Annotated in this window: 24 protein-coding genes, 3 tRNA genes and 1 pseudogene; 15 read left to right on the plus strand and 13 right to left on the minus strand. The window is 43.5% G+C overall.

The genetic code is table 11. The annotated features are described in order from the left end of the window. Positions 1–483 precede the first annotated feature (483 nt). From LEP1GSC047_RS15735 to LEP1GSC047_RS15760, 6 genes are all read right to left on the minus strand, one after another. On the minus strand, positions 484–1,236 hold the full coding sequence (locus LEP1GSC047_RS15735; protein ID WP_010417580.1) for an amidohydrolase family protein: 753 nt from the start codon (positions 1,234–1,236) through the stop codon (positions 484–486). 168 nt (positions 1,237–1,404) lie between these two features. Beyond that, a complete protein-coding gene (locus tag LEP1GSC047_RS15740; RefSeq protein ID WP_010417577.1) occupies positions 1,405–1,833 on the minus strand; it encodes a DUF3995 domain-containing protein in 429 nt (142 codons plus the stop codon). Between the two features lie 100 nt (positions 1,834–1,933). Then, on the minus strand, positions 1,934–2,647 hold the full coding sequence (gene bla, locus LEP1GSC047_RS15745) for a subclass B1 metallo-beta-lactamase (protein WP_010417575.1): 714 nt from the start codon (positions 2,645–2,647) through the stop codon (positions 1,934–1,936). After that, the gene (locus LEP1GSC047_RS15750; protein ID WP_010417571.1) at positions 2,644–3,027 is read right to left on the minus strand and encodes an MORN repeat-containing protein; all 384 of its coding nucleotides are present in this window, start codon (positions 3,025–3,027) and stop codon (positions 2,644–2,646) included. Before LEP1GSC047_RS15750 ends, bla begins: the two co-directional genes overlap by 4 nt. A 67-nt stretch (positions 3,028–3,094) precedes the next feature. Then, positions 3,095–3,553: a hypothetical protein gene (locus tag LEP1GSC047_RS15755; RefSeq protein WP_010417568.1), complete on the minus strand. Its 459-nt coding sequence runs from the start codon at positions 3,551–3,553 to the stop codon at positions 3,095–3,097. Between the two features lie 89 nt (positions 3,554–3,642). Further along, on the minus strand, positions 3,643–4,827 hold the full coding sequence (locus tag LEP1GSC047_RS15760) for an Acg family FMN-binding oxidoreductase (protein WP_039935364.1): 1,185 nt from the start codon (positions 4,825–4,827) through the stop codon (positions 3,643–3,645). Between the two features lie 116 nt (positions 4,828–4,943). Between LEP1GSC047_RS15760 and sppA the strand changes: the two genes are divergently transcribed. The 7 genes from sppA to LEP1GSC047_RS15795 all read left to right on the plus strand — a co-directional run bounded on the left by sppA (position 4,944) and on the right by LEP1GSC047_RS15795 (position 8,302). After that, a complete protein-coding gene (gene sppA / locus LEP1GSC047_RS15765; RefSeq protein WP_010417564.1) occupies positions 4,944–5,909 on the plus strand; it encodes a signal peptide peptidase SppA in 966 nt (321 codons plus the stop codon). Between the two features lie 6 nt (positions 5,910–5,915). Beyond that, entirely contained in the window at positions 5,916–6,518 is a 603-nt protein-coding gene (locus LEP1GSC047_RS15770; RefSeq protein WP_010417561.1) for a hypothetical protein, read from the plus strand. 27 nt (positions 6,519–6,545) lie between these two features. Continuing rightward, positions 6,546–7,298 (plus strand): 5'/3'-nucleotidase SurE, encoded by a 753-nt coding sequence (gene surE, locus LEP1GSC047_RS15775; RefSeq protein ID WP_010417557.1) that lies wholly within the window; start codon positions 6,546–6,548, stop codon positions 7,296–7,298. 8 nt (positions 7,299–7,306) lie between these two features. Further along, on the plus strand, positions 7,307–8,023 hold the full coding sequence (locus tag LEP1GSC047_RS15780) for a tetratricopeptide repeat protein (RefSeq protein ID WP_010417556.1): 717 nt from the start codon (positions 7,307–7,309) through the stop codon (positions 8,021–8,023). Between the two features lie 35 nt (positions 8,024–8,058). Further along, positions 8,059–8,130, plus strand: a tRNA-Pro gene (locus LEP1GSC047_RS15785). Positions 8,131–8,146: 16 nt separating this feature from the next. Next, positions 8,147–8,220 (plus strand) — tRNA-Arg (locus LEP1GSC047_RS15790). A gap of 6 nt (positions 8,221–8,226) precedes the next feature. Continuing rightward, positions 8,227–8,302, plus strand: a tRNA-His gene (locus LEP1GSC047_RS15795). Between the two features lie 189 nt (positions 8,303–8,491). Here LEP1GSC047_RS15795 and LEP1GSC047_RS15800 read toward each other — a convergent pair. From LEP1GSC047_RS15800 to LEP1GSC047_RS15815, 4 genes are all read right to left on the minus strand, one after another. Beyond that, complete coding sequence (locus LEP1GSC047_RS15800) at positions 8,492–8,896, minus strand: hypothetical protein (protein ID WP_039935369.1); 405 nt, start codon at positions 8,894–8,896, stop codon at positions 8,492–8,494. A 278-nt stretch (positions 8,897–9,174) separates the two neighbouring features. Then, on the minus strand, positions 9,175–9,753 hold the full coding sequence (locus tag LEP1GSC047_RS15805) for a dihydrofolate reductase family protein (RefSeq protein ID WP_010417554.1): 579 nt from the start codon (positions 9,751–9,753) through the stop codon (positions 9,175–9,177). Between the two features lie 458 nt (positions 9,754–10,211). After that, the gene (locus LEP1GSC047_RS15810; protein ID WP_010417553.1) at positions 10,212–10,460 is read right to left on the minus strand and encodes a hypothetical protein; all 249 of its coding nucleotides are present in this window, start codon (positions 10,458–10,460) and stop codon (positions 10,212–10,214) included. 584 nt (positions 10,461–11,044) lie between these two features. Then, positions 11,045–11,296 (minus strand): hypothetical protein, encoded by a 252-nt coding sequence (locus LEP1GSC047_RS15815; RefSeq protein WP_238325602.1) that lies wholly within the window; start codon positions 11,294–11,296, stop codon positions 11,045–11,047. 595 nt (positions 11,297–11,891) lie between these two features. Between LEP1GSC047_RS15815 and LEP1GSC047_RS15820 the strand changes: the two genes are divergently transcribed. Continuing rightward, positions 11,892–12,311, plus strand: coding sequence for a DUF1801 domain-containing protein (locus LEP1GSC047_RS15820; RefSeq protein WP_010417550.1), 420 nt, complete (start codon positions 11,892–11,894; stop codon positions 12,309–12,311). Between the two features lie 167 nt (positions 12,312–12,478). On the opposite strand, the gene LEP1GSC047_RS15825 is transcribed toward LEP1GSC047_RS15820, so the two are convergent. Beyond that, positions 12,479–13,720 (minus strand): LA_0442/LA_0875 N-terminal domain-containing protein, encoded by a 1,242-nt coding sequence (locus LEP1GSC047_RS15825; protein ID WP_010417548.1) that lies wholly within the window; start codon positions 13,718–13,720, stop codon positions 12,479–12,481. A gap of 179 nt (positions 13,721–13,899) precedes the next feature. After that, positions 13,900–14,955 carry a hypothetical protein gene (locus LEP1GSC047_RS15830; protein WP_010417546.1) on the minus strand — a complete coding sequence of 352 codons (1,056 nt, stop codon included), beginning with the start codon at positions 14,953–14,955 and terminating at the stop codon, positions 13,900–13,902. A gap of 522 nt (positions 14,956–15,477) precedes the next feature. On the opposite strand from LEP1GSC047_RS15830, the pseudogene LEP1GSC047_RS15840 reads away from it, so the two are divergent. Beyond that, positions 15,478–15,738 (plus strand): annotated as a pseudogene (locus tag LEP1GSC047_RS15840) (ethanolamine permease); the annotation flags it as partial. Between the two features lie 104 nt (positions 15,739–15,842). Here the strand turns inward: LEP1GSC047_RS15840 and LEP1GSC047_RS15845 are convergent. Next, complete coding sequence (locus LEP1GSC047_RS15845; RefSeq protein WP_010410792.1) at positions 15,843–17,345, minus strand: transposase; 1,503 nt, start codon at positions 17,343–17,345, stop codon at positions 15,843–15,845. 70 nt (positions 17,346–17,415) lie between these two features. Here LEP1GSC047_RS15845 and LEP1GSC047_RS15850 point away from each other — a divergent pair, with 70 nt between their 5' ends. The 6 genes from LEP1GSC047_RS15850 to LEP1GSC047_RS15875 all read left to right on the plus strand — a co-directional run bounded on the left by LEP1GSC047_RS15850 (position 17,416) and on the right by LEP1GSC047_RS15875 (position 24,078). Beyond that, on the plus strand, positions 17,416–18,462 hold the full coding sequence (locus LEP1GSC047_RS15850) for an amino acid permease (RefSeq protein ID WP_238325604.1): 1,047 nt from the start codon (positions 17,416–17,418) through the stop codon (positions 18,460–18,462). Between the two features lie 9 nt (positions 18,463–18,471). Then, positions 18,472–19,863: an ethanolamine ammonia-lyase subunit EutB gene (locus tag LEP1GSC047_RS15855; protein WP_010417535.1), complete on the plus strand. Its 1,392-nt coding sequence runs from the start codon at positions 18,472–18,474 to the stop codon at positions 19,861–19,863. Between the two features lie 3 nt (positions 19,864–19,866). Beyond that, the gene (eutC, locus tag LEP1GSC047_RS15860; protein WP_010417533.1) at positions 19,867–20,631 is read left to right on the plus strand and encodes an ethanolamine ammonia-lyase subunit EutC; all 765 of its coding nucleotides are present in this window, start codon (positions 19,867–19,869) and stop codon (positions 20,629–20,631) included. A 243-nt stretch (positions 20,632–20,874) separates the two neighbouring features. Beyond that, on the plus strand, positions 20,875–21,105 hold the full coding sequence (locus tag LEP1GSC047_RS15865; RefSeq protein ID WP_010417530.1) for a hypothetical protein: 231 nt from the start codon (positions 20,875–20,877) through the stop codon (positions 21,103–21,105). Between the two features lie 87 nt (positions 21,106–21,192). Next, positions 21,193–23,211 (plus strand): protein-disulfide reductase DsbD family protein, encoded by a 2,019-nt coding sequence (locus tag LEP1GSC047_RS15870; RefSeq protein ID WP_010417527.1) that lies wholly within the window; start codon positions 21,193–21,195, stop codon positions 23,209–23,211. 192 nt (positions 23,212–23,403) lie between these two features. Continuing rightward, positions 23,404–24,078: a hypothetical protein gene (locus LEP1GSC047_RS15875; protein ID WP_010417524.1), complete on the plus strand. Its 675-nt coding sequence runs from the start codon at positions 23,404–23,406 to the stop codon at positions 24,076–24,078. The last annotated feature ends 35 nt before the right edge of the window (positions 24,079–24,113 follow it).

A 24,113-nucleotide genomic window follows, 5' to 3' on the forward strand; every position in this document is an offset into this window, starting at 1 on the left:
ATGTTCGCCAAGGATCGACCTTCCTTTAGAGGGATGCTATCCAGGTTTTCGCAACTTTCTTCAGTGTCAATACGGTTTTTTGGGTTTTAGTGATTTCATCGGAATGAGACATTTCGATTATGTTGCAGTTCAGAAGACAGACGCGTTCGCTTTCAGAGGACAGAGTCAAAAAACAGATGCATTCGCTTTGCTCACGCTAGACAGAAGCTGCTCGAGGCTGGAAATCCTGGGGTAGGAGGAAGAATCCAGTATAATGCAAGAATCTTTCCCTAGAACGTGGAAACTCCGCTTATCAATGTTCAGTCTTTCTGTCTTCTGATACCTCGCTCCAACGTAATTCGATTTTAAAAAAATTGTTGTCAGGGAAATAGGAATAATTATCTGTCCTCTGTCCTCTGTCCTCTGTCCTCTGTCCTCTGTCCTCTGTCCTCTGTCCTCTGTCCTCTGTCCTCTGTCCTCTGTCCTCTGTCCTCTGTCCTCTGATTAGGATGAGATTCCGTAAAACTTTCTGGCATTCTTAGAAAGAACTTTAGCTAGCAGATCGCCGTCGAACGTATCTCGAATCAAATTTAAATCTTTTTCGGTAAAAGGAACTGCTGCGCGAGTAGACGGAAGGTCGGTACCGAAAAGTAAACTTTCCGGATTCGCATCGGCGATACTTCTCAATGCGGATTGTACATCGAAATCGACTCGCCCAAAACCGCTGGCTTTAATTCTAACCCCCTTCTTCGCCAATTTCAAAATCGTAGGGAGTCCTTCCTTGGAGAGACCCATATGATCTATCGAAACTTTCGGTAAAGAAAGCAGGACTCCCTCTAAAAAATCGTCGATCTCTTTAGCATCAATATAAAGTTCAACATGCCAACCGGCCAGATCGTATACTCGGGCGGCCATTTCCCTAATTTTCGACAACTCCTCGGAGCCCCCTCTCCTTACATTAAATCGAATCGCCCTCACCCCTGCGTCCGCAAGTAAAAATATTTCCTGATCGGACGTGATTGCCGGTAATTGAGTAACGCCTACGAATTTTTTCCCGAGAACACTTAATGCATGTAACAAATATGTTTGATCGAATGCCTGAAACGATCCCGACACTATCGCTCCGCCGCCGATTCCGAGCGGATAAGCCTTAGCTTTGTAATCGGTGATAGTAAAAGGTTCCGGTAAAAAACCGTGATTCGGAACTAACGGGAATTGCGGATCGATGATATGAAAATGAGCATCAAATAAGGACATGTCTTAGTATAACTCACCTAAGAATAATGGTCAAGAGTTAAGAATAAGATAAGTCGGATATGCGCAATTTAAAGTAAAAGTATAATAGAAATCGATAATCTATTCGATCTGCATTACGACGACTCCGATACGAAATCGGTCGAAACTGCTAGTAATTTCAGAAATCATTTATTGAGTAATCGCCAAATAGAAAGTCAAAATTCCTATTAAAAGGCAAAGCGGCGAATATACGCGTGTATCCCAATAAGCGAATTTCGTTCCTCTAACTTTTTTAAAGAAACCTACATAACGAAAATCACCGAATGCCCTAAGAAAAAAAATCGCGGATACCGCGGCTATGCACCACCGATATATTTTACGTTCGATCGGAGTCTGAAAGAATCCTGAAAAGGCTAGAATAAGGGCAGCAATCGACCAAAAAATCAACACCATTAGAAATGTGATGCCGACTCCGGGTATAAAAGCCGGTCGACCTTCCAATTCTAGCTGAGGTACGACCGAATCCGACCCCCAGTTCCCGCCAAAAACCCAATACAAATGGATGCATCCTAGAAACAGGAAAATTGCAGTCAGAATAAGAGAAATAAAATCCGGCATAGTGAGAGCTTACACCCGAGCTTTAATAATATCGAGAATTTTTCCGTTTAGCTGCCGTTTAGAGTAGGCTTTACCGAAGAAAGAATACCGGAATCCGGCCTTAAAATCGATTGTCGGACAATAATTCTAAAGTTCTTCGAAACGCTTCAGGACCTCCCCATGCTTCGTGTCCCGGTATTACGAATTTCGCGTTTGAAAAAGACCTCTCTAAGGACCGTATAGCTTTTGCCCATTCGACCAGATTTGCATCCCTGCTATTTCCGAGGCTTTTCGCCTGCGGACTCTTGACTAGACAGCCGCCGAAAAGGACCTTCGACACGGGAAACCAAACTACTATATTATCTTCGGTATGACCATGACCGGGATAAAGAACTTTGAATACGAGATCGTCCATTCGAAAGTTCATTTCATCCTTCAACAGTCGATCAGGAACGGGTAAGTTAAGCGATTTCATTTTTTGGATCGTTCTTCGATTTGCATAACTTGGAATATTTCGATTCTTTAATTCTTGAATGCCCCCCGCTCGATCGTCATGAAAATGCGTCAGAATCGCTAAGCGAACGGGCATTTTTAAATTCTCTTTAATCCAAAGCAGAATCTGGACCGTCTGCTCATTTCCCCAAGCGGTATCGATAAGAATCGCTCCGGACTTCGTCGCAATGATTAAACCGTTGGAAGGAAAGGGTAAGTCGTCGATTATATGGTAGGAAGTATGAACGTAAAAATTCTCGGTAAGCGGACTCACGCGGATTTTCAAATCGTCGGATCCTAGTTGCCAAGGAAACAATAAGGCGATCGCGATGGCGATTCTCATTCTAACATATTTCCGGCGTTCCATTGTCCCTTATACAGAACGACTCCTTCCAAATCGTAAAGTATACCTTCCCCTTCCGGCTTATTCGATTTCCAAGAACCGACATATCGGTTCCCGTTCATGTAAACGTAGGTCCCCTTACCTTCTTTATTCCCGCGAACCCATTCGCCTTCATAGGATTCTCCCGATTCTAAAACGAGTTTACCCTTACCGTCCGCCAATCCGTTCTTAAAATTACCCTCGTATCTGTACTGGCCCGATAAGTATTTAATTCCGAAGCCGTCCCTACAGTTTCCTTTTAAACAACTAGGAGAAAGATAATGGTAAGCCCCCGCAGCAGCGATAAAGATTATGAGAAATGAAAAATATCCTTTTTGCATGCGATAAGATCGGTAAATAACGAATACCTAACTAGTGAAAAGAAAAATCATCCATAAACTATTCGAGTCAAAATCGGCTAGCTTTATAAATTTTATACGGAGCCACTGCCAAAGACGAAAAAGGAATCGCTATCAATAAAGCGAAAGAGCGGGAAAACACTCCGTTAAACGCCTCCTTTGCCGGAGTCAAATTCGACTTTCCTATGAATAAGTCCTGCGACAATATATCGCATAGTCCGTAATTTCCGAATGTGGAAAAATAGAGATAAACAGGAACGTACGCGATATAAAAATACGCCCCAAGAAGGGCCGGAATCGAACCCAACCAAAGACTTAGAACTCCGCTCGTCGCCGATCCGAAGGAAACGGCTAACAGACAAAAGACGGAAATCACGCAGGCTATCTCGGTGAAAAATAGATACATCGACTCGTCCCCGTTTACGCAGGCCCCCGCTTCGGCCAACGGCAGGGTCATCGGAATCGAAACCGAAAAAAGCACGCCTATCCAAAATATGATTTTCCTCATTCTCTCCTCGTTAATTTAATTCCGGCAAATGATCGATCCGCTCCTTAGAGTCGAACGCGTCCTTATAAAGTATATACGCGTTTTATAAATTACCCGGCGATCATATTTTTCAAATTTCTTCTGGGACTAAAAAACTCGTAATCGCTTTTTCCGATTCGAACTAACATTTGAATTTTCTCCCCCTCCTTCAATTGCATTTCGTTTTCAAACCGTCCTCGAAGAGCGTTCATTTCCGAATATTCCTGGAGAATCTGACTCAAAGGATGGACCACGAATCCGTATTTGGTCGCCGCCAATTGCAATCGCACGTAATCTCTTCCTACGAGAATCCAATCCAAAATCCTATTCTGAGACGTCTTTAAATAGATAAAGCCTTTCGAGCTATTTACCTGTTCGATAAACATATCAAGACCGGCTTTCCGATTACTCTCCGAATGCCAGCTATCCTTACCGGGCTTCAGAAAGAAATTTCTTACGACGAAATATTTAAGTCCCGAGACCCCCGAGCCTCGTAAAGATAAACCGTCCCGCTCCGAATTGATCTCATCGTCGTTGTAACGGAACCAAATTCTGGATTCTTCGTACGTATTGTAAGTATTCGTTTCGATTTCCATAGCAGAAATCGTCGACTTTCTAAGTTCCGCGGATTCCCTTTCCTTCACGAAATGAGCTTGCGAGAATCGTAATTTAGCGTCGACGATGAGATTTGAAAAATCATTTTCATTCAGAGAATCTCCGAAATAAACGCTCCGATTTGTCGCTCGTTTCGGGATATAATCGGCGAGCGGATCGGCAGGAATGCTCGACGTTTTTTCCAGACGTATTTTCGCGATCGGTTTCTTTCCTATATCCGCGGCGGTATATTTGCCGTTCGGAAAAATAGCGAATTCCGCTTTATATCCGAATCGACTAGCTCCGATCGCTAACGTCTCTAAGAAGGTACCCTGGCCGATATGAATTTGTCTTGATGGCGGGTCGGTATCTTTTAATAGTCTACGTTCATCGACATACAAATTCGCCGTATGATCGTCTAAGATTTCGAATTTCCAAGGTTGAACATTATGCGGATTCGGGGCCGTGATTCCGATATTAAGAGCGTTTAAAATGGGCTTACTAAAACCCATCTCTTCGGAATTTTTGAACGGGTTATTTCCTGCCGGCCCGAAGTTTCGATCCGAAAGAGAGGAGCAATATTCTAGAAATTGGGGGACGGTCAAAACGATTCCCAAACCGATTGATTGACGAAGAAACATCTTACGCGAAAGCCGATTCATTCCCGAAATTTAGGGCTTGAATCGAAATGGTCAAACCAATATCTCCTCGACCGCCGATCCAAGAATACGATAGCTAATTCATTGACAATCCGCAGGTACTAAGTTTCCATCTATTCGTGGATCGAAACCGTCTCGCTTTAGCCGTAACATTTGTCATAACCGTCCTGGCCTTATTTGTAGGTCTAATTAATCTCGTATCGAGTATCACCCTGTCGAAACTCACTCGCATAGATGGCGGCGCCGGCGGATTCGGCACCGAACGAATCGGAGCCGCTTTGATTAAGATAGAGGGCGAAATTCATTCGGGACACTCCGGCTATGACAGCGCCGGAGCTCAAACGATACTCGAACAACTCCGTTCGATAGAAGAAGATCCTAATATCGTCGGTATCTTGGTGGAAATAAATTCTCCCGGAGGAAGCGTGGGAGCTTCGCAGGAAATTTATCGGGAATTAATGTATCTTAGAAAAGAAAAGAATAAGAAGGTCGTCGTCTCCATGAAGGATATTGCGGCTTCCGGCGGTTATTATATAGCTGCCGCTGCGGATAAGATCTTTGCCTTAGGCGGGACTTTAACCGGCTCGATCGGAGTCATCGCGATAGCCCCCAACATTAAAGGATTATTGGATCGATACGGAGTTAAAGTAAGAACCTTTAAGGAAGGGAAATACAAGGATTCATTATCCTTATTCCGGGACAACACTGCGGAAGAAGACGCGATGATCCAGAAAATGCTCGCCGATACGTACGAGGAATTTATCGAAGACGTTTCCAAAGGGAGAAATCAGACCGTTAAGTTCGTTCAATCGTTAGCGGAAGGAAGAATCTATTCCGGACAGGATGCATTTCGAAATAAGCTCATCGACGATATCGGCGGTCGTAGAGAAGCAGTAGTGGAACTTTCTAAATTATGCAATTACGAGGGGACCATTCCTCTTTACGAAGAGGAGCCCAATCCTTTGGATCGTTTTTTCCAATTATTTCAGGCAAAGACCGGAGTTTTTTCCGGAGAAAAAGCCCTCTTAGAAGAATTAAAACGATCTCCGGTTCTGGTTTTATACCCGCAAGCCATGGCGTGGTAAGACTCTATGCTCAAAATATATTATACAAAATTTATAGATTTGCTCGACGCGACCTTATTCGAACCGTTTCGGTTGGAAAATACCGTATCGGGCTGGGATCCTAGATTTTTAAAAATCGTAGCGAGTTTTATACTGATTCTTTCCTCTTTAAGTGCGGCAACCGGATTTGTCTTAGTTTGCCCGCCTTATACGCATCGAAGTGTCGGACTTTTAATTTCGGGCTTTTTTGGCCATTTGACTTTTTTTGCTCTTCTTCCTTATCCGCTGGCCTTCATTCTCGACGGGCTCGCTCAGAGAAAGGATAGAAGAAGTAACTCGAAAGTGATGTTTATATTCGCGCAATTATCCATCTCGATATTCCTCTCCTTAGGAGCTTGGGCGGTTCTCTTCGCCCAGCTCGGACTTTCGGGAGGGATAGGCATCATAATTTTGTATCTGATTCATTACGGTTTATTTATAATCGTTTTAATTCGAGGAACGATGTATCTTTACGAACTTAAATTTCGGGATGCACTTTCATTCAATATAAGCACGTTCCTCGTTTCCTTTTTCTTTCCTTTGACGATGTATTTCGCGATAGGTTCTTCCTTTGGGCCGGCCTTTCAATAGGAGAAAAACGAAAACCCTATCATACGCATGAATATTCTAATAACAAACGATGATGGAATCTCCTCCAACGGAATCTTAGCCTTAGAAAAGATTTTGGGTAAAGATCATACGACATACCTAATCGCGCCTTTAAAAGAGAAATCGGCCAAATCGATGGCTTTGAGTATCTACGACTCTCTTCGTGTGGAGAAGATCAACGACAATCATTATATCGTGGACGGCTACCCCGTCGATTGCGTCAATATCGGTGTCCACGGGAAAATTTTCCCTCCTATCGATGTCGTGATTTCCGGGATCAATCGCGGCGTTAATTTGGGCCACGATATCCATTATTCCGGAACGGTCGGAGCGGCCAGGCACGGGGCGATTCATAAGATTTTGAGCTTAGCGATAAGTTCCGGTAACCTGGACAAATCCCATGACTATATTCGAGAAGCCGAACTGGTCCGCGATATACTTAAAAATTGGAAGGATGCTTTAATCCCGGAAATCGTGTATAATATTAACATTCCCGCCGAATTCGAACACTCTTTGGCCTCGATAGAAGTCGTTCGATTGGGAAAAAGAACGTACGTGGACACATATCATAAAAATATAATTGTTAACGGAATTTCCGAATTCTATTTAGGAGGATCCGAATTAGGTTATATTCGGGAAACCGGAACCGATTTCGATACATTCTATCGAAATAAGGTTTCGCTAACGCCCTTAAGTTTGGATCAAACCGATTTTGAACAATTAAGTGATTTTAAAAATAAAATCCGGCTTCCTTTTCAATAAATCGACACATGGAAAAGAAGAATGCGCCTCGAAAAATTCCGAATAAAAGAAAGATCTTTACGGAGATCTTAAAGGAAAATTATACGTTCGCGTTAACTCTCATTGATCGGGAACTTTCGGAGCACGGAAAAGATCCCGAACTATTGTATAATTTCGCCGTATGTTGCTCCAGAACCGGCAATCACAAGAAATGCGTTTCCGTTTTAGAAAATCTTCTGGAAGAATTCCCGCGATTCGGCGAAAGAGACAATGCATTCCGAATGATCATATTTTCCTTGATTTCCGTCGGAAAGCATAAGGAAGCTTTGGACAAGACCGAAGAAAGATTGAAACTCGCAGTCGATGATATTCTTTTACTTTCGTTAAAAGCTTCCGCTCTGGAAAAGTCCGGCGATATAAAATCCGCGATCGAAACGCATTTAAGAATTCTTCGATTGCGTCCGGATCACAAGAACAGCCTAAATTCGCTTGCATATCTCCTAATCTCGAAAAGAGAACCAAGTCCCGAGGAACTTCGGACTGCGACGGAAAGTATAAAACGGTTAATCCAGTTAGAGCCGGACAATCCCGCCTACTTGGATTCTTTCGGCGTGCTTCTGGATAAAACGGGAAAAACCGAGGAAGCGAGAAAGGCCTTTGAAAAGGCGTTACAAAAGGCCCCCTCCGAAGATATAATTCTCGAACACCTTAAAAAAGTATCTAAAAGCCCTGAACAAGGAGCTTGACACCTCGCTTCCCCGCTAAATCATGGACCACGATCCGGGATGTAGCGCAGTGGTAGCGCATCTGTTTTGGGAACAGAGGGTCGCTGGTTCAAATCCAGTCATCCCGAAGCCTTTTGGGATTTTGACTCGATAGCTCAGCTGGATAGAGCAACTGCCTTCTAAGCAGTCGGTCGGGGGTTCGAATCCCTCTCGGGTCACACATGGTGAGCGTAGCTCAGTTGGTAGAGCTCCAGATTGTGGTTCTGGCTGTCGCGGGTTCGAGCCCCGTCGTTCACCCCAAGATTTATTCCAGTACAAAAAAATCAACATAACAAAAACTGCAAGGGGCTCGAAGCGAGAACTTGAAAGCAACCATAGGGAGCAAAATACCCGAAGGGAGACTGAACGAAGTGAAGTCAAATTTTCAATCAAACAAACTGCATTCGAATTAACTCCCTATCTCCGGGGAATCGCCTGCTCGCACCCCGATCAGAAGACTGAAGACAGAACATCGACAAACGGAGATTCCATGTTCTTCAAGAAAGATTCCTGTGTTACAGGGGATCTTTCCTCGATCTCTACAGCATTTCCAACGTCTAGCAGCTTCTGTCTAGCGTGAGCAACGCGAACGCGTCTGTCTTCTGTCCTCCGTCTTCTGGGAGACAGTACATTGATGAGCAAAGTTTCCATGTTCTGGAGAAAGATTCTTACATTAACAGTGGATTTTTCCTCCATCTCTACAGCATTTCCAACGTCTAGCAGCTTCTGTCTAGCGTGAGCAACGCGAACGCGTCTGTCCTCTGTCCTCCGTCTTCTGGGAGACAGTACATTGATGAGCAAAGTTTCCATGCTCTGGAGAAAGATTCTTACATTAACAGTGGATTTTTCCTCCATCTCTACAGCATTTCCAACGTCTAGCAGCTTCTGTCTAGCGTGAGCAACGCGAACGCGTCTGTCTTCAGTCCTCTGTCCTCTGCTAGCGCCAGGGCTTTAGTCCAACACAGAGAGAGCAAGTGAGATCAAAGCTAAAAAGACAGATCGTGTTGGATGAGCGTGACTACGCGAACCCGAAGCAGCCCGGTCCTGCGAAGCAGGAGGCGCCCACAGACAAACCTGAAATTGACATTCAGTTCCTGTGCAAGGGCCTAACTTAAAAAATTCGATCCTTTATTTTATGCTCCTATCGTCCTTTGACCCAAGTGTAGCCCGACGACTCCGCATTTGAATGTAGTAGAATTTATCAGTTTTAAATCGATCTTATCCTTACTCTCTTTAAATAACGGGATTCCATTGCCCAAGATGACAGGATTGATATTGATCACAAACTCGTCAATCAGTCCCATCTGCATAAAGGAATGAGTCAGTCTGGGGCTGCCGAATATCATCATATTTTTCCCGGGTTGTTTTTTGAGTTTCGAAATTTCTTCCGCAACATTACTTTTTACTAATCTTGTGTTATTCCATTCCGCTTTTTCGAGAGTCGTAGAAAAAACAATTTTCTGAATATTCTCCACCCAATCGGCATGATGGAGTTCCATTTTTGTCGCTGCCGGATTTTTCGACACGGTCGGCCAATAGCTTTCCATCATTTGATAAACGACGCGACCGTACAGACAGGTATCAACCGATTTAAAATGCTCGGTGACATATCGGAAAATTTCATCATCATGCGAAATCCAATCCATTTCCCCGTTCGGCCCTCCGACAAAGCCATCTAATGACGCATGAGCTAGTAAGCTTACTTTTCTCATTTAATTTCCCCTTGCTTCAGTTTAAGTAAATAGAATACTGTGATAACCTGCCCGCCAGAAAATCGTTCCGGAGGCCTTATTTTCAACCGGAAATTCTATCGGTAATTACCTATATGAACCGGAAACAGAGGCGTGGCTACCAATTTTATCTTCGCATGTTTCGGCCACGGTACGGGCTAGCGCGGATTTCAACTTCAGTTCGTCCCTTCGGATATTATAATTACGCTTCGCAAGCCATGGAACTAACGAAAGATAATTGTCGGTGTTCCGCGTCCTAAACCTCAGCAAAAACCTATATCGATATACGAGTGAAAGTCGAATTTGACGGAACACGAAGGTAAGGTCGAGTACGGGCTTAGAGCAGTTGGAAACGGACAAATTTCAAATACGGTCGAGATTGCTTGGAAGAGTCTCTACAAAATATCTTTAAAAAGAATTGAAGATCGTTTTCAGGATTTTTATTCAATATCTCCGATTTGCAAAAATCGAAAATAATCCCCGTTTAGATCGCAAAGATCTATGAAATCCCGGAGTGAAAACAATTCGGAAGCAAGTTTATCTCTTTCCTTATAAACTCTATCGATTTCACGAAAAATCAAATCGATCATAATTTTATCGATGTTCTTTTCATAAATCGCGTCTTCGATTAAATTCCGAAATTCTTTAACTCCGGAATGAAATTTAAAATCTTCTAATTCATCGTTCATACTGAATTCATAGGTCTTTTATTGAAATTATTGCAAGCTTAGATAAGAAAAAAGGGCATTGCGCCCTATAAGTGGAGAAGTTGAAGAGTTTAAAATGAAACACAAGGTTCACTTTTTATTTCCCGGATAGTTCCGAAGTGTGAATAATCGGTTAAAACTAACAAAATGTACCGAAAATTGTGAGTCATGTTTTCGCAATCTATCTAAAAGAAGTAATAACCGGCACCCGCGATCGACGTAAATCTTGCTCTTTTCGCATTCTCTCATAGAAGCATAAAGACAATCAGCCTCTTCCCGATCGAAAAACCCGGAGAATTTTAAGGAAAATTAGCCAAAATCCGTTCCGCGAAGGGCCTCCATCATAACAAACAATAGCAAATCAGACCCGCGAGCGTTTGATCGGGATTGAGCAAGGAAATTCAACTCTCGAATCCACTCAAAAATTTATCTAAATCGGCAATGCCATAAAAAATCCGAGATAGAATCTACCATTGCAGTACATTCTCGACTTAGCTATAGTACATTAGTGTTATTTAAAGGAAAATGTAAACTCGCATCCGGAAAATTCGACGGGAGCTTGCATATTAACGGATACTTTCTTCGTAATCCATTAATTGTTTTAAAAAACACGCATCTTCGAGTCCGGTCCAACGACTTCTAACGATTTGGTCGACGATGATGGAATATTTTCCGCTCGTTTTCTTCGCTGCGGAGAGCGCTAAGCGAAAGACGCCGTCTAAATCTTCCTCGCCCTGGTATATGTATTCCGCCTTCGGAAGTTCAAAAACTTTTCCGGGCAATCCCGAGATCGTCGTTTTGAATTTTCTTTTTTTCATCTCTTTATCCAGAGCTCGATAAGGGTCATTGTCCGAGGCATGTCTTTGCTCGCTCTTGAGTTCAATTCTAACGGTGAAAAAGGTCATTGGCGCCCTACAGTGAAAAATCGAAGAGTCTTAAATTGTAAAACACAAGGTTCACTTTTTATTTTTGCCCAGGCTCATTCCGAAGCTTGAATAATCGGTTACTAATGACGAAGTGTACCGAAAATTAAGAGTTACGTTTTTACCTAATTTATATAAAAGAGAACAGATTAACATTTTCCCGAATTGAATGCCCACGTAATGTGTTAAAATTCCCCTTCGATTTCGGAAACGGATTTTATGTATGTCCGAAATTAATCAGAGGACAGAGGACTGAACATAGATAAGCGGGGCTTCCATGTTATAGAGTAAGATTCTTGTGTTATATTAGACCTTTCCTCTGCCTCTATTACTTTTCCAACGTCTAGCAGCTTCTGTCTTCAGTCCTCTGACCTCTGTCTTCTGCATAAACGAAAGATCGGCAAACTGCAGTTAATTAATTCTTGATTCATTTTAAGATGGGTCGATCTTTAGATGCTTCAGCAAATTGAAATTCGCGCGAGGTTTTGACATGGCCGAATCGAAAACGAAGCCTGGGAATGAAAGTGTTTCGGATTTTCTTAAAAATGTAGGGGATGAAAGTGTCCGTACAAGTTGCAAAAAGATTTATGAAATTATGAAACGAGTGAGCAAGGAAAAACCGGTCTTATGGGGAGGTACGATGATCGGTTTCGGTAAATACCATTATGTATATGAAAGCGGTCGGCAAGGAGACATGTTTCTTGTAGGGTTTTCCCCCAGGAAAAGTAATATCACCATCTATATTATGCCTGGATTTAAGGAGTACGAGGATCTACTAGGCAAACTTGGAAAATACAAAACGGGAAAGGGTTGCTTATACCTAAGGACGATCCGTGACGTGAATGTTCCCGTTTTGGAGGAGCTCATCAAAAAATCCTTCCAGCAAATGAGAAAAAAATACCCGAAATAAAGAGCCGACAGCTTTTGATGGCTTGCCGCGAGCCGATCTAGAGAATGTCTGAAAGGAAGAATACTTACCTTTTCGCCCGTTCTTTTTATGATTTTCATAAATAGGTTAACGGTTTTTTAAAATTCTATTTTATAATAACATAATTTAATCCGAATACTCGATGCAAATCAATTGGTACGTACCGTGATTCCGGTATAATACCCTCGAATTTCATCGTTATGGCCGGATCCGAATTGCATATTATTTAAATTATTTTGAAACATTACGCTGTATGGAATCGCTATTGAATAGCTATGAACTCTAGTAAAGGTGGAAAACGTTCGATTATAGCCGAAGGACAGATAAATATCGCCGAATATTCGGACTGAAAGCCCGATATCATACTCGTAACCTACGAACCGCGCTCGGACTCCGTCCGGGCCGTAGGCCTTTACATAGGACGGGGGAAAAAGTGTGATCGCCTCCGCTTCAAAGATCTGCTTACCTTCCGAATGAAAATATTTTCCTTTCACGTCGATCCGAAGCCTATCCCAGATATCGAAACGGGTTAGAATTTCGGCTTGAGGACCGTAGGTCCGATTTTCGACGTTTGTATAAGAAAGCCCGGCTTGAGTGGATTGCTTAGTATCTATCGCTCGAAGCCCTCCGCCTGCTCCTACTGTCCACCAGGCAGTCGGATTCCAAAATTTAAAAACATCCGCTTGATAATCCGTTCTTGTCAAAGGAGGAAAATTCAAATGTGTAGGAATAATAAGCGATGAAATCGGAAAAAGATAGGTGTATGCATTGAAAGTGGAGTCTGTGAGAACAATTTGATAATAGGACAGATCGAAACCGATTTTATAATTTTTGTTCCAATACATAAAACCGAAAACGGGAAAAATTTTCTCTCTGGAACTTAGATCCGAAAAACCTACGTTATAGTTGGCTGTATTCTTTATGTAGTCGTATTCTTCCGGATTGTACGTATAATCCGCTCTTCTAACCGTGAATTCCAGAGTATGATTCGATTTTTCCTGAAACGGTTTTTGGTTTGCCTCCCCTTTCTTCCGCTCCGCGTCCAGTTTTTGCTTTAAATCCGCAATTTCGCGATCCTTTAGAGCTATTTCGTCAATCGTATTCGGTTCGATCGAATTTGTCTGATTGGCGGAAAGTTTTCTTTCTTCTTCTATAATTTTATCGGCCTCCTTTCTGCTTATCTTATTATATAAAACTTTTAGAATCGAGATTTTCTCGATTATCCTCTCACCTTGCCTCGTCTTCAGGGTCAGACTTTTAGCATCCTGACCCTTTACGTCCCCGATAAGCATAGTGCCGTCTCTCAAAAGGATGGTCTCGGCTGACAAAGAATAGGTAGTAAGGTTCAGAACTAAAAACAGGAAAAGAGAAATGTTTAATTTTATATTCATAACGTTTTAGTAAAGTTGCATAAAAAAATACGCCGACCGACTTCCTCATTACCGCTATCGAAGAATATTCAGGATACCGGAAATCGGAGTTTAAAATCGGCGAATCGATGTATGATATTTGTACGGCCGAGCCCGCTAACTCACGAACTCGACCGTCTCGATCGGGAGAAAAGGAAGGCTTAGTTCATGCTACAACCTTGAAGAGTGATTGTTCCGGATTCGTTTTTGTCGGAACCGTTAGGAGTCGTTGCCGTATAGGTATACGTCGCCGTTCCCCCGCTAAACGTTACCGTTCCGGAACCGGAGCGAGCTCCACTCACCGTGATCGCAATCGATCCGCTTGTAGGTAGGCAATTTTTGTACGAGAACACAACACTACTGTAAGTTAACGTAGCAGTAAAATTCGCGAGGTTATGCTTGATACTTTGTACTCCGGAATTAATCGTCCGAGTTCCTCCTCCCTGGCTAAAAGTAATACTAAGAGGTGTCGGGGTAGTGACCGTATGTGAAAAGATCTGCTTTCCGAACACGGTTGCGAGACGAGTAATATTGGTATTGATCGTATATGCGGTGGCGCTAGTAAAATTAAGCGTGTGCGCGACGTTTACATTGGTATTCACGACTCCCGTTCCCAGAGTATTGGTCACGGCGGATTGAGTCATGGATGCGCCTATACTCGGATCGGAGATCGTCAAAGACGAGGCCACATTCAAAACGGTTCCGTTTTGCGTGGGAGGACTTGCCACGGCCAAACTGCTCCAGTCGTTTTCCAAAGTTCCGTTGAGTTGTAGCCCCGGACCGAAGGCGCAATTCGTATACGTCCAAATCACGTTTACGGTCGCAGCAGTCGTAAGATCGGATCCTTGCGGCGCCCTAACTGCCGTTCCACCCTTGGGGCAATTTAAAGTGTATGTGGTCGCCTCTAACGGGCTGGAAATAAATTTAGTCGCATCGAATTCTTGAAGAGAAATCAAGGCATTTTCAAAATAGGAACGATGCGGAACCGGATAATAAAAAGCCACACCCGATCCCGAACTATCCGTGGTACCGGAATTGGCGTTCGAAATCGCATTCATTCCCGAACCAACCGAGTTTCCTATCTGATTCTGATCCGCGATAGCGGCCAAGAGAAGTCCGGCTCCGTTACTATTGTTACTGTTAGATTTGTGGCACGCCACAAAACCCAACCCAAGCGCGATCGGAACCAAAACTAAGCCCATCAAAGTTCGTTTCATTTTATTAATTCCTCGATTCATTAATTTAGATAACACGCAATATTAAGCGACTTTACTGAAAGAGAGACGCATAAATTTTATAAAATAAAAAAAATTTTCGATCGGACATAAATTGGTGACTCCGAAATCGGCAAGATCAGGAATTTTAAATCAAATATTTATTTCCTGGAAGTGCTTTCTTCGAGCTCTTGAGCCGATCCTTCCCGAAATCTCCGGTATAATCGTTCAAAAGAGTCCATTTTATGAATTTTGCAAGAATTCGGACTCTTTTCGATCGATCGAACCGCAAACAACCGATCGAAGTTCGGCGCTGTGGGTTTCAGAAGACGGAGGTCAGAGAACTGAGGACAGATGCGCTCGCTTCGCTCACGCTAGACAGAAGCTGCTAGATATCGAAAAGGTAATAGAAGACATGGAAAAATCCCCTGTAACACAAGAATCTTTCTTTAGAGAATGGAATTTCCACTCATCGATGTTCTGTCTTCTGTCCCCTGGTACGGTTCTTGCTAATGTTACTTTAGAATGGAAGAGAAGAATCATTTAGAAAAAGGGTTAGGTCCCTGGTTACTTTGGGGACTCGGAGTAGGCTACGTCATTTCAGGGATGTACTTCGGTTGGAATCTAGGACTGCCCATCGGAGGAACTTTCGGGTTAGGAATCGCGACATGCATTGCGGTTATTCTTTATGTGACATTCACGTTTAGCTATGCCGAGTTGGCCTGCATGATTCCTAAGGCCGGCGGCGCATTCGACTATGCAAGGGAAGCGTCCGGAAATCGTTGGGAGTCTGTTGAAAAAGTTAGCGAGGTTAGTCGGTATTTTTCTCGTAATTGGGATCATTATGTTTAATTGTTATAAAGGCTTTCAGTTAACTTTTGGCGGATCGTTTAAACATACCGAAATCCGCAAAGTTTTGCTATATTATGAGCGGAGCATCTCTCGGACCATTCCAAAGATACTTTTTCTATTCCCTTCGTCATAAATCTATATCCGCGACGAGATCCTTTTATTGCACCAAAGACACCTTCGATCGAGGGGAATCTCTTAGAGTAAATTTTCCGCGATTGCGGATGTCTTAACTTTTTACGCATTTCCATCGTGTAGAAATTGTCCATCTCGTTTGGTTGGTAATTCTTACTTGGACTCAAATGAACATAGTTGTTTTTTAAATTATTAGAATTCACCAAAATGGCTTTAGAGCGATCTTTTGTGCAGAAGTGCTTTAACTTACAACCATTGCAATTCGTTGATCTGTAATCTAAATAACGATTGTCTCCACGAAGAAATCTTTCAGCTTTAAATTTAAGTTCTCTACCTGATGGACAGGTGAATCGGTTGGATTTTCTTTCGTAAGCGAACTTTATAAACTGAGGTCTTCGTTTAGCAGAATCGGGAACCTTCGGTATCCGTCCAGCTTGGAATGGCCTTGTGACTTTTTGATCGGGGCAATAAATATCGAAATCCTTTAAACTCCGAAAGTTGGCTTCACTCGCGTAACCCGCATCCAAGATATATTGAATTTTTCTGAAATCATTGTCTCTTGATTTCAGGGAAAGGTGACAATATTCGACTTTTCGAATCATCTTTTCCGTAAACTTCGTATCTGCTTGCCCCGTTTCCACAGATTGGGAAACAATCATGTTAGATTTGCTATCGACCGCCGCCTGAGCATTGTAACCTACGATAAAGGCGTTTCCCTTTTTCTGTAGATCGCAATTTCTCTCATAGAGATGGATCCTGCGGCGGTCTTTGTGCTTTTTTAAGAATTCTACAGCCTCTTTTAACTTGCCTGCTTTTCGTTCCAAATCTTTCGTTTTTTTCGAAAGTTTAGTCTGTTCTAAATCTGCCGACCGTTCCCACTCCCTTAGTTTTATCTTACTGACTTTTTCTATTTGCTTCAACCGAGTCTCGAATTTCTCTAAATCCCCCATATCATCGGAATTCGCATTGGCCTTTATCTTTGTTCCATCGATTGAAACCGTTTCAAAATCTATATAACCGCTTTCATAACCGAGAAATACCGTTTGAGAGAATAAGTCCTCAATTTCATTTTTGTGGGTCTTTCTAAACTTTGAAATAAACGTATGATCTAACTCTTCTCCATCCAATAGATAAATCAATTCGGCTCTCAGTTTTGAAAGTCTACAAAGTTCTCTCATCGAGAGGTTGCCTATTAGTATCGAATAAAAAAGGGCCGAAATTACTTTCTTGGGCGAGATCGCGGGTCGCCCTGTTTCATCATTCTGGTAATTCTTCTCGAAATCCTCAAAATCTAAGCGATCGATGACTTTCTTAAAGCTATGAATAGGATGTCCTTCTCCAAATAACTCCTGAAAGTTTAAAACATACATCCGCAGCTGTTTAGGGTCCGTATTCTTGAACTTTGCCATTCGGCAAATCTAGTACATTCGTAAAATTTGCACCTCTTTTTCAACAGACTCTTGGGGCTACATCGTGGGAATGGGGCAGTGGATTGAATTTTTGTTTGCGCCGCCGGCTATTGCGGCGGCCATAGGGGCTTATTTTTCATTCTTTTTACCGGGAGTTTCTCCTACTCCGATTGCGATCGGGATCTATATTATTTTTACGATATTAAATATTTGCGGAGTGAAAGCCGCAGCTAGTTTCGAACTGGGGATCACGATTTTCGCAGTGGGGGAACTCCTGCTTTTTTCGGCCCTCACCTTGCCTCATTTTTCCTGGGAGAAATTCGCCCTGAATCCTTTGCCGAACGGTTGGGTGGGAGTTCCCGCTTCCCTGCCCTTTGCCATATGGTTTTTTCTTGCAATCGAAGGCTTAGCGAACGTCGCCGAAGAATCGAAAAACCCCCAGCGTAATATTTTACTCGGTTTCGGATCGACGTTAGGAACATTAGTTTTTCTTTGTATACTCGTTTTCGTCTCTTCCGTAGGAATCGGGGGATGGGAAGCGATCGTTTACCCTATGGCGGGAGGGAACACGTCGGATTCTCCTTTGCCACTGGCATTAAGAAAAGTTTATGCGGAAGAAAGCTGGGCCTTTCATCTATTGGTAACGATCGGCCTCTTCGGTTTAATCGCTTCCTTCCACGGAATTCTTTTAGCGGGAGGAAGGGCAACGCTTGAATTCGGGAGGGCCGGGTTTTTACCCAAGGCGGTTTCGCAAGTTCATTCGCGATTTCATACTCCGGCAAACTCCCTGATTTTGAATTCTTGTTTAGGAGTGATCTCCCTAATAACCGGAAAAACCTCGGAACTCATCGTCCTATCCGCGTTCGGAGCGGTAACGTTATATTCGGGATCGATGATTAGTTTTTTTCTTTTACGAAAATCTCAACCTCATAGAAAGCGTCCATTCGTCGTCCCGGGCGCTCCTTATGTGCCCGCGATCGCATTGCTCTTATCGTTTCTAGTGCTGCTAGTAATGGTTTGGCAACATCCGGGGGTTTTTGTCGCCTTTGTATTAATTCTCGCTAGCGGAATATTCTGGGCTAGAAAAGTTCTATTCCTTTCTAAGGATGCGGGTTAGGATCGGTTCATGGGTTACAAAACCGTCTTAGGAACAAAGACATATCTTTTTCCGGATCTTAAAGACCTTCTCGCAAAGGCGAGCCCCTACCGCTCAGGGGACGAACTCGCGGGCTTGGCCGCGAATACGCAGGAGGAAAGGGTCGCCGCACAAATGGCCTTGGCGGATGTTTATTTATCAGATTTTTTGAATATAGAAATTATTCCTAGCGATATCGACGAGGTTACTCGACTGATTTTTGCCCGCCACGACGGAAAATCTTTTTCCAAAATATCGCATTTAACGGTGGGAGAATTCAGGAATTTTCTCCTGAAAGAAACGACGGATCCCCCATTGCTCGAGAGCCTCCGTTATGCGATTACTCCCGAAATGGCGGCGGCGGTGTCGAAGCTAATGTCCAATCAGGATTTGATTCTTGCGGCAAAGAAATGTAGAGTGGTCACGAAATTTCGAAATACGATAGGACTTCCCGGAAGATTATCCGTGCGTCTGCAACCGAATCATCCGACCGATGATCCAAAAGGAGTCGCAGCCAGTATTTTAGACGGACTGCTCCTCGGAAGCGGGGATGCCGTGATCGGAATCAATCCTGCGACGGATAATGTTCCGACGACGATTGCGTTACTGGAAATGTTGGATTCGATCATTCAAAAGTATGGCATTCCGACTCAGTCCTGCGTTTTGGCTCATTTGACCACGTCGATGGAAGCGATGAGACGAAACGCTCCTTTGGATCTCGTGTTTCAATCCATCGGCGGGAGCGAAACTTTAAATCGAAGCTTCGGGGTAAATTTGGAACTCATTCGCGAAGCTCAGGAAATGGCCTTGTTCTTAAAACGGGGAACGTTAGGCGACAATGTGATGTACTTCGAGACGGGTCAAGGGAGCGGCTTATCCGCCGGAGCTCATCACGGAGTCGATCAGCAGACTTTGGAAACGAGAGCGTATGCGGTCGCCAGGGAATTTTCTCCGTTATTAGTGAATACCGTCGTGGGGTTTATCGGTCCGGAATATTTATATAATGGAAAGCAGATTCTGAGGGCGGGGCTGGAAGATCACTTTTGCGGCAAACTATTGGGATTACCAATGGGGGTCGATGTCTGTTATACCAATCACGCGGATGCGGATCAGGACGATATGGATTCGCTATTAACGCTGTTGGGAGTCGCGGGATGCAATTATATCATGGGCGTTCCGGGTGCCGACGACGTTATGCTATCCTATCAAAGCACATCGTTTCACGACGCGCTTTATCTGCGACAGGTGCTCGGGTTGAAACCGTCGCCTGAATTCGAGTCATGGCTTTTGGGCAACGGAATTTTTTCTTCGGAAACCGGGCTACTTCCGCTGGAAGAAAGTGGGTTCAAATTATTAGACGAGCTATTAACCGGGAAGAATTGACTTATGCCTGCTTTGGAAGACTGGAAGAAAATGACCTCCGCAAGAATCGGCTTATCAAGATCGGGAGGATCGCTTTCCACGAAAGAGCTTCTTCGATTTAGATTGGATCATGCAAGGGCAAGGGACGCCGTTTTACTCGAGCCCAAGTTCGGAGAATTATTAATCGAACTCGATCGTATCGGAAAGAAATACGAAATCGAGGCGGTCCCGGCGGACAGTCGCGCAAAAGATCGAGGAGAATATTTGCTACGTCCTGATTTAGGCAGAAGCTTATCGGAGCCCTCGCAGGGTGAACTCCAAGGTAGAAAAGGATCGTACGACCTGGTTCTTGTTTGTGCGGACGGATTATCGGCTAAAGCTATCGATTCAAATCTTCTACCATTTTTGGATTCTCTATTACCTAAACTGAAAGATTGGAAACTCGGCCCCCTGGTGCTCACTCGCCTGGCTAGGGTCGCAATCGGAGATGAAATCGGACAATGTCTCGGTGCAAAAGCGGTAGTCGTTATCATCGGCGAAAGGCCGGGACTCTCTTCGGCGGATAGCCTTGGCGTATATTTAACCTACGACCCGAAAGTGGGTAAAACGGATGAGAGTCGTAATTGTATCTCTAATATACGTCCGGGAGGTTTAGACTTCGAAGCCGCCTCGGTTAAAACCTCTTATTTGTTGGAAGAAGCATTAAAAAGAAAGCTTTCCGGAGTGGAGTTAAAGGATGAAATGTCACCTTCCTTTTTTGTCAAGGGAGAGACGAAGCAACTTGACTAAAATGAAAAATTCGGCTTTTGTTAGCGAATCTCCTCCAAATCGGCATCGTATCAAGAAAGCGAGTTCCTCCGGATTAGTTTCGAACCGAAGATTTCACGTTAGGAACCACCGGTTTTCAATCCTAAATTCGATTTCCGCTTGATGGAGATCCCAGTTTAGGATATAATCGGCCTGTCGCTTTTCGGCCCTATCCGTCAGGTGGCGAACGTGGAATCTAAGCGAACTCAAGAAAGGATGCGAACAATGTATAAATCGAATATAGAATATATCATCTCTTTAACGAACCGAAACGAGCCTATTCCGGGAATACTATCCTTGATTTGCGACACTGTGGACTCCATGAAAACGGACGTTACGAATCTCGATGTGGACGATGAGCAAAGAAAAATCTTTAAATCCGCGATAAAGGATCTGGTTTCCGGCCTAATTAAGTTGGATGGATTCGCCGCTAATTTAAAGGAAACGGTTCACTAAATCGAACTAGCTCGGCGTGCCCGGTTCGAAAGTTTAAAGTAAAATAAACTTTCGGTTTTCTCCGTTTCCGGTTCGGTCTAATAGCAAATGTCCGGATATAGAATCGGTTTAACGGTTTCCGTTTTTACTTATATCGTTTGCATATTTTTTTCTGCGGAAGTTCTTGCGGAAAGTTCCGAATATCGAGGAGCTCATTCCTATCTAGAAGTAAGGGCAGTATCAAAATCCGACGACTTTCTGCGCTTGGCACTTTACATAAAAGCGGAGCCAGGTTGGCACGTTTATTGGAAAAATCCCGGCGATTCGGGAACCTCCCTACGAACGGATTGGAAATCGAGTCCGCCGGGCGTCGCCGCAGATTGGGAATGGCCGCTTCCGGAGCGAATCGAGTTGGGGGACTCGGTTAATTTCGGGTATGAGAAGCCGACAGTTCTTTTTTCGGACTATAAAATTCAAAAGCCTCTCGGATCGGATGAATCGTTTCACATCGAAGCGAAATTGCATTGGCTCGTATGTAAAGAAGAATGCGTTCCCGAATCGACAACTTTAATCATTCATAAAATAGAAAAATTTCCTCCCGGATCCGAAAAATATTCCGCCTACGAAAGAAGCCTGAAAGAATTACCGCAAACTCCGGAGACAGGATTGACGATCTCTTTCAGAAAAAAGAAAGATAGTTTCCTGTTTCGGATAAAAGGGAACGATCTCCCGGAGAAATTCGATTTTTTCCCGGAGGATCCCGAGATAGTTTCGAATCAAAAAATACGAACTTTAGAATATTCAAAAAATTTGATCGAATTCGAAATTCCGAGATCCGAATATATTTCGGGAGATCCGGATTCTATCCGCGGGGTTTTGACCCTTGGCTCTAAAATTTATTCGATCCGGGTAAATGAATCTAAAGTAGGTTATTTACTCGAAGCGATATTTTTTGCATTCCTTGGCGGAATTCTCTTAAATTTAATGCCTTGCGTTTTTCCGGTTTTGTTTTTGAAGGCTTTCTCGATTTCCCAAGCTTCGAATAAACGAACTCAGCGAATCGAGTCCATATTCTACTTCGGCGGTGTGCTTTCCTTTTTTTGGATTTTGTTTTTCGGATTCGAAATCCTTCGATCCGGAGGAGAAAGTTTGGGCTGGGGATACCAACTCCAGAATCCATTCTTCGTTTTTTTTCTTATCCTCGTCTTCGTGTTTCTAGGATTACAAATGTTAGGCGCTTTCGATTTTGCCGTCGGTTTAAGCGGTCCTCTCGTAAGATTAGCGGATCAAAAGGGGAAGGTTGGTGCATTTTTTTCGGGAGCTTTAACCGTCCTTGTCGCCACTCCGTGTACGGCTCCTCTCATGGGCTCGGCATTGGTATACGCTTTCTCCGAGAATATTTTAAACGGCCTATTCGTGTTTACGTCCATGGCTGTCGGTATGTCCTTGCCGCTACTCGTATTTCAGAACAGTAGCAGGCTAACGAAACTTTTACCCAAGCCGGGAGCGTGGATGCGGACATTTAAGGAGTTTCTCGCATTCCCGTTATTGATGACTGCAATTTGGTTGTTCTGGGTTTTTAACGGCATCACGAATCGAAACGATGCAAGTTTAGCGCTTCTTATAATTTTATTATTATTTTTTTTCGTATGGATAAATAAAATTGCCGCTTCTAAAATAATTAAGAAAGCCGTCCTGGGGTTGACGATCCTAACCGTTTTATCAAGCGTGTACGTTTTTCGGAACAGGGCTATAACGATTCCTACTTTAGAATCCGGGCACCGCGAAATTTCGAGGGAGGAATATTCCAAGGAAAGATTAGCATTTCATTTAAAGGAAGGGCATAGTGTCTTTCTATATTTTACGGCTGATTGGTGCATCACCTGTAAGTTTAATGAAAGAACGGTCTTGTCCACCGACACGGTCTTAAACGAGTTCCTGACTAAGGAGATCGTAGTTTTAAAGGGAGACTGGACAAGCGAAGATCCGAAAATCTCGGCAGCTTTGGAATCGTATGGAAGAAATAGCGTTCCTTTTTACGTTTATTATCCGAAGGGCAAAAAGGAGAACCCCCGTTTCCTACCTACGATGTTGACGACCGGACTGTTGCTCGAGGCCCTTCGATAAGGAGTTAGCCGGCGTAAGTCTCTACGCTATTCATGAATCATCTCCGATAAATCGGTTTGATTCGATAAGCGACTCTTAGCTTCGGCGTTTCTTTTTTTTTAAATTCGAAATTCAAGTAGTTGTCTTTTTTGGCGGAGAATCTTTCTTCTTATAAATCCTGAGAAACTTTTTAAGATAATTAAGAGGAATTGAATGCAAAATAAATTTGCGAATAAAACGGTCGCTATCGCTTCGATCAGCGGGGCTTTATTTTTGTTTATCGGAACCTATTTGCATCCGATGGACGCGGACCCGAATGATGCTCTAGCCGCATTTACCGAATATGCGGACGATCACCATTGGGTGGCTAGCCATTTAGTCCAACTTTTAGGCGTGATATTTATGGTATCTTCTTTGCTAGTTTTAGGCACTTTGTTTTCCAACCCTTCCGCAATCGTTTTAGGAAAGATCGGAACGGGCTGGGCAATATCCGTACTGGCTCTTGCCGGCGCCTTACAAGCAGTGGACGGAATCGCACTGAAGGCAATGGTAAACGTTTGGGCGTCGGCACAGCCGCCGGCGCAGAGTAGCTTATTTCATGCAACGTTAGGCGTAAGGCAAATCGAGATCGGACTTGCAAGTATTACGAGCTTACTAACAGGCTTAACGATACTTGTATTCGGCGTAGCGCTATTATTAGATTCAATCTTTCCGAAGTGGGTGGGTGCCCTTGCAATTCTTAGCGGAATTCCTACCGGGATAGCGGGAATCATTATCGGATACACCGGTTTTTCTGAACTTTCCATGATCGTAAACATGCCCGCAAGTTTCTTATTGCTGATTTGGATGTTTTGTATAGGAATCTTAAGCTGGAGACGCTCGGCATAAATTTTTTCCATTTCGTGAAACGAACCTTCGGATGA

It is taken from the genome of Leptospira inadai serovar Lyme str. 10, assembly GCF_000243675.2.
In the GTDB taxonomy this organism is placed as follows: Bacteria; Spirochaetota; Leptospiria; order Leptospirales; family Leptospiraceae; genus Leptospira_B; species Leptospira_B inadai.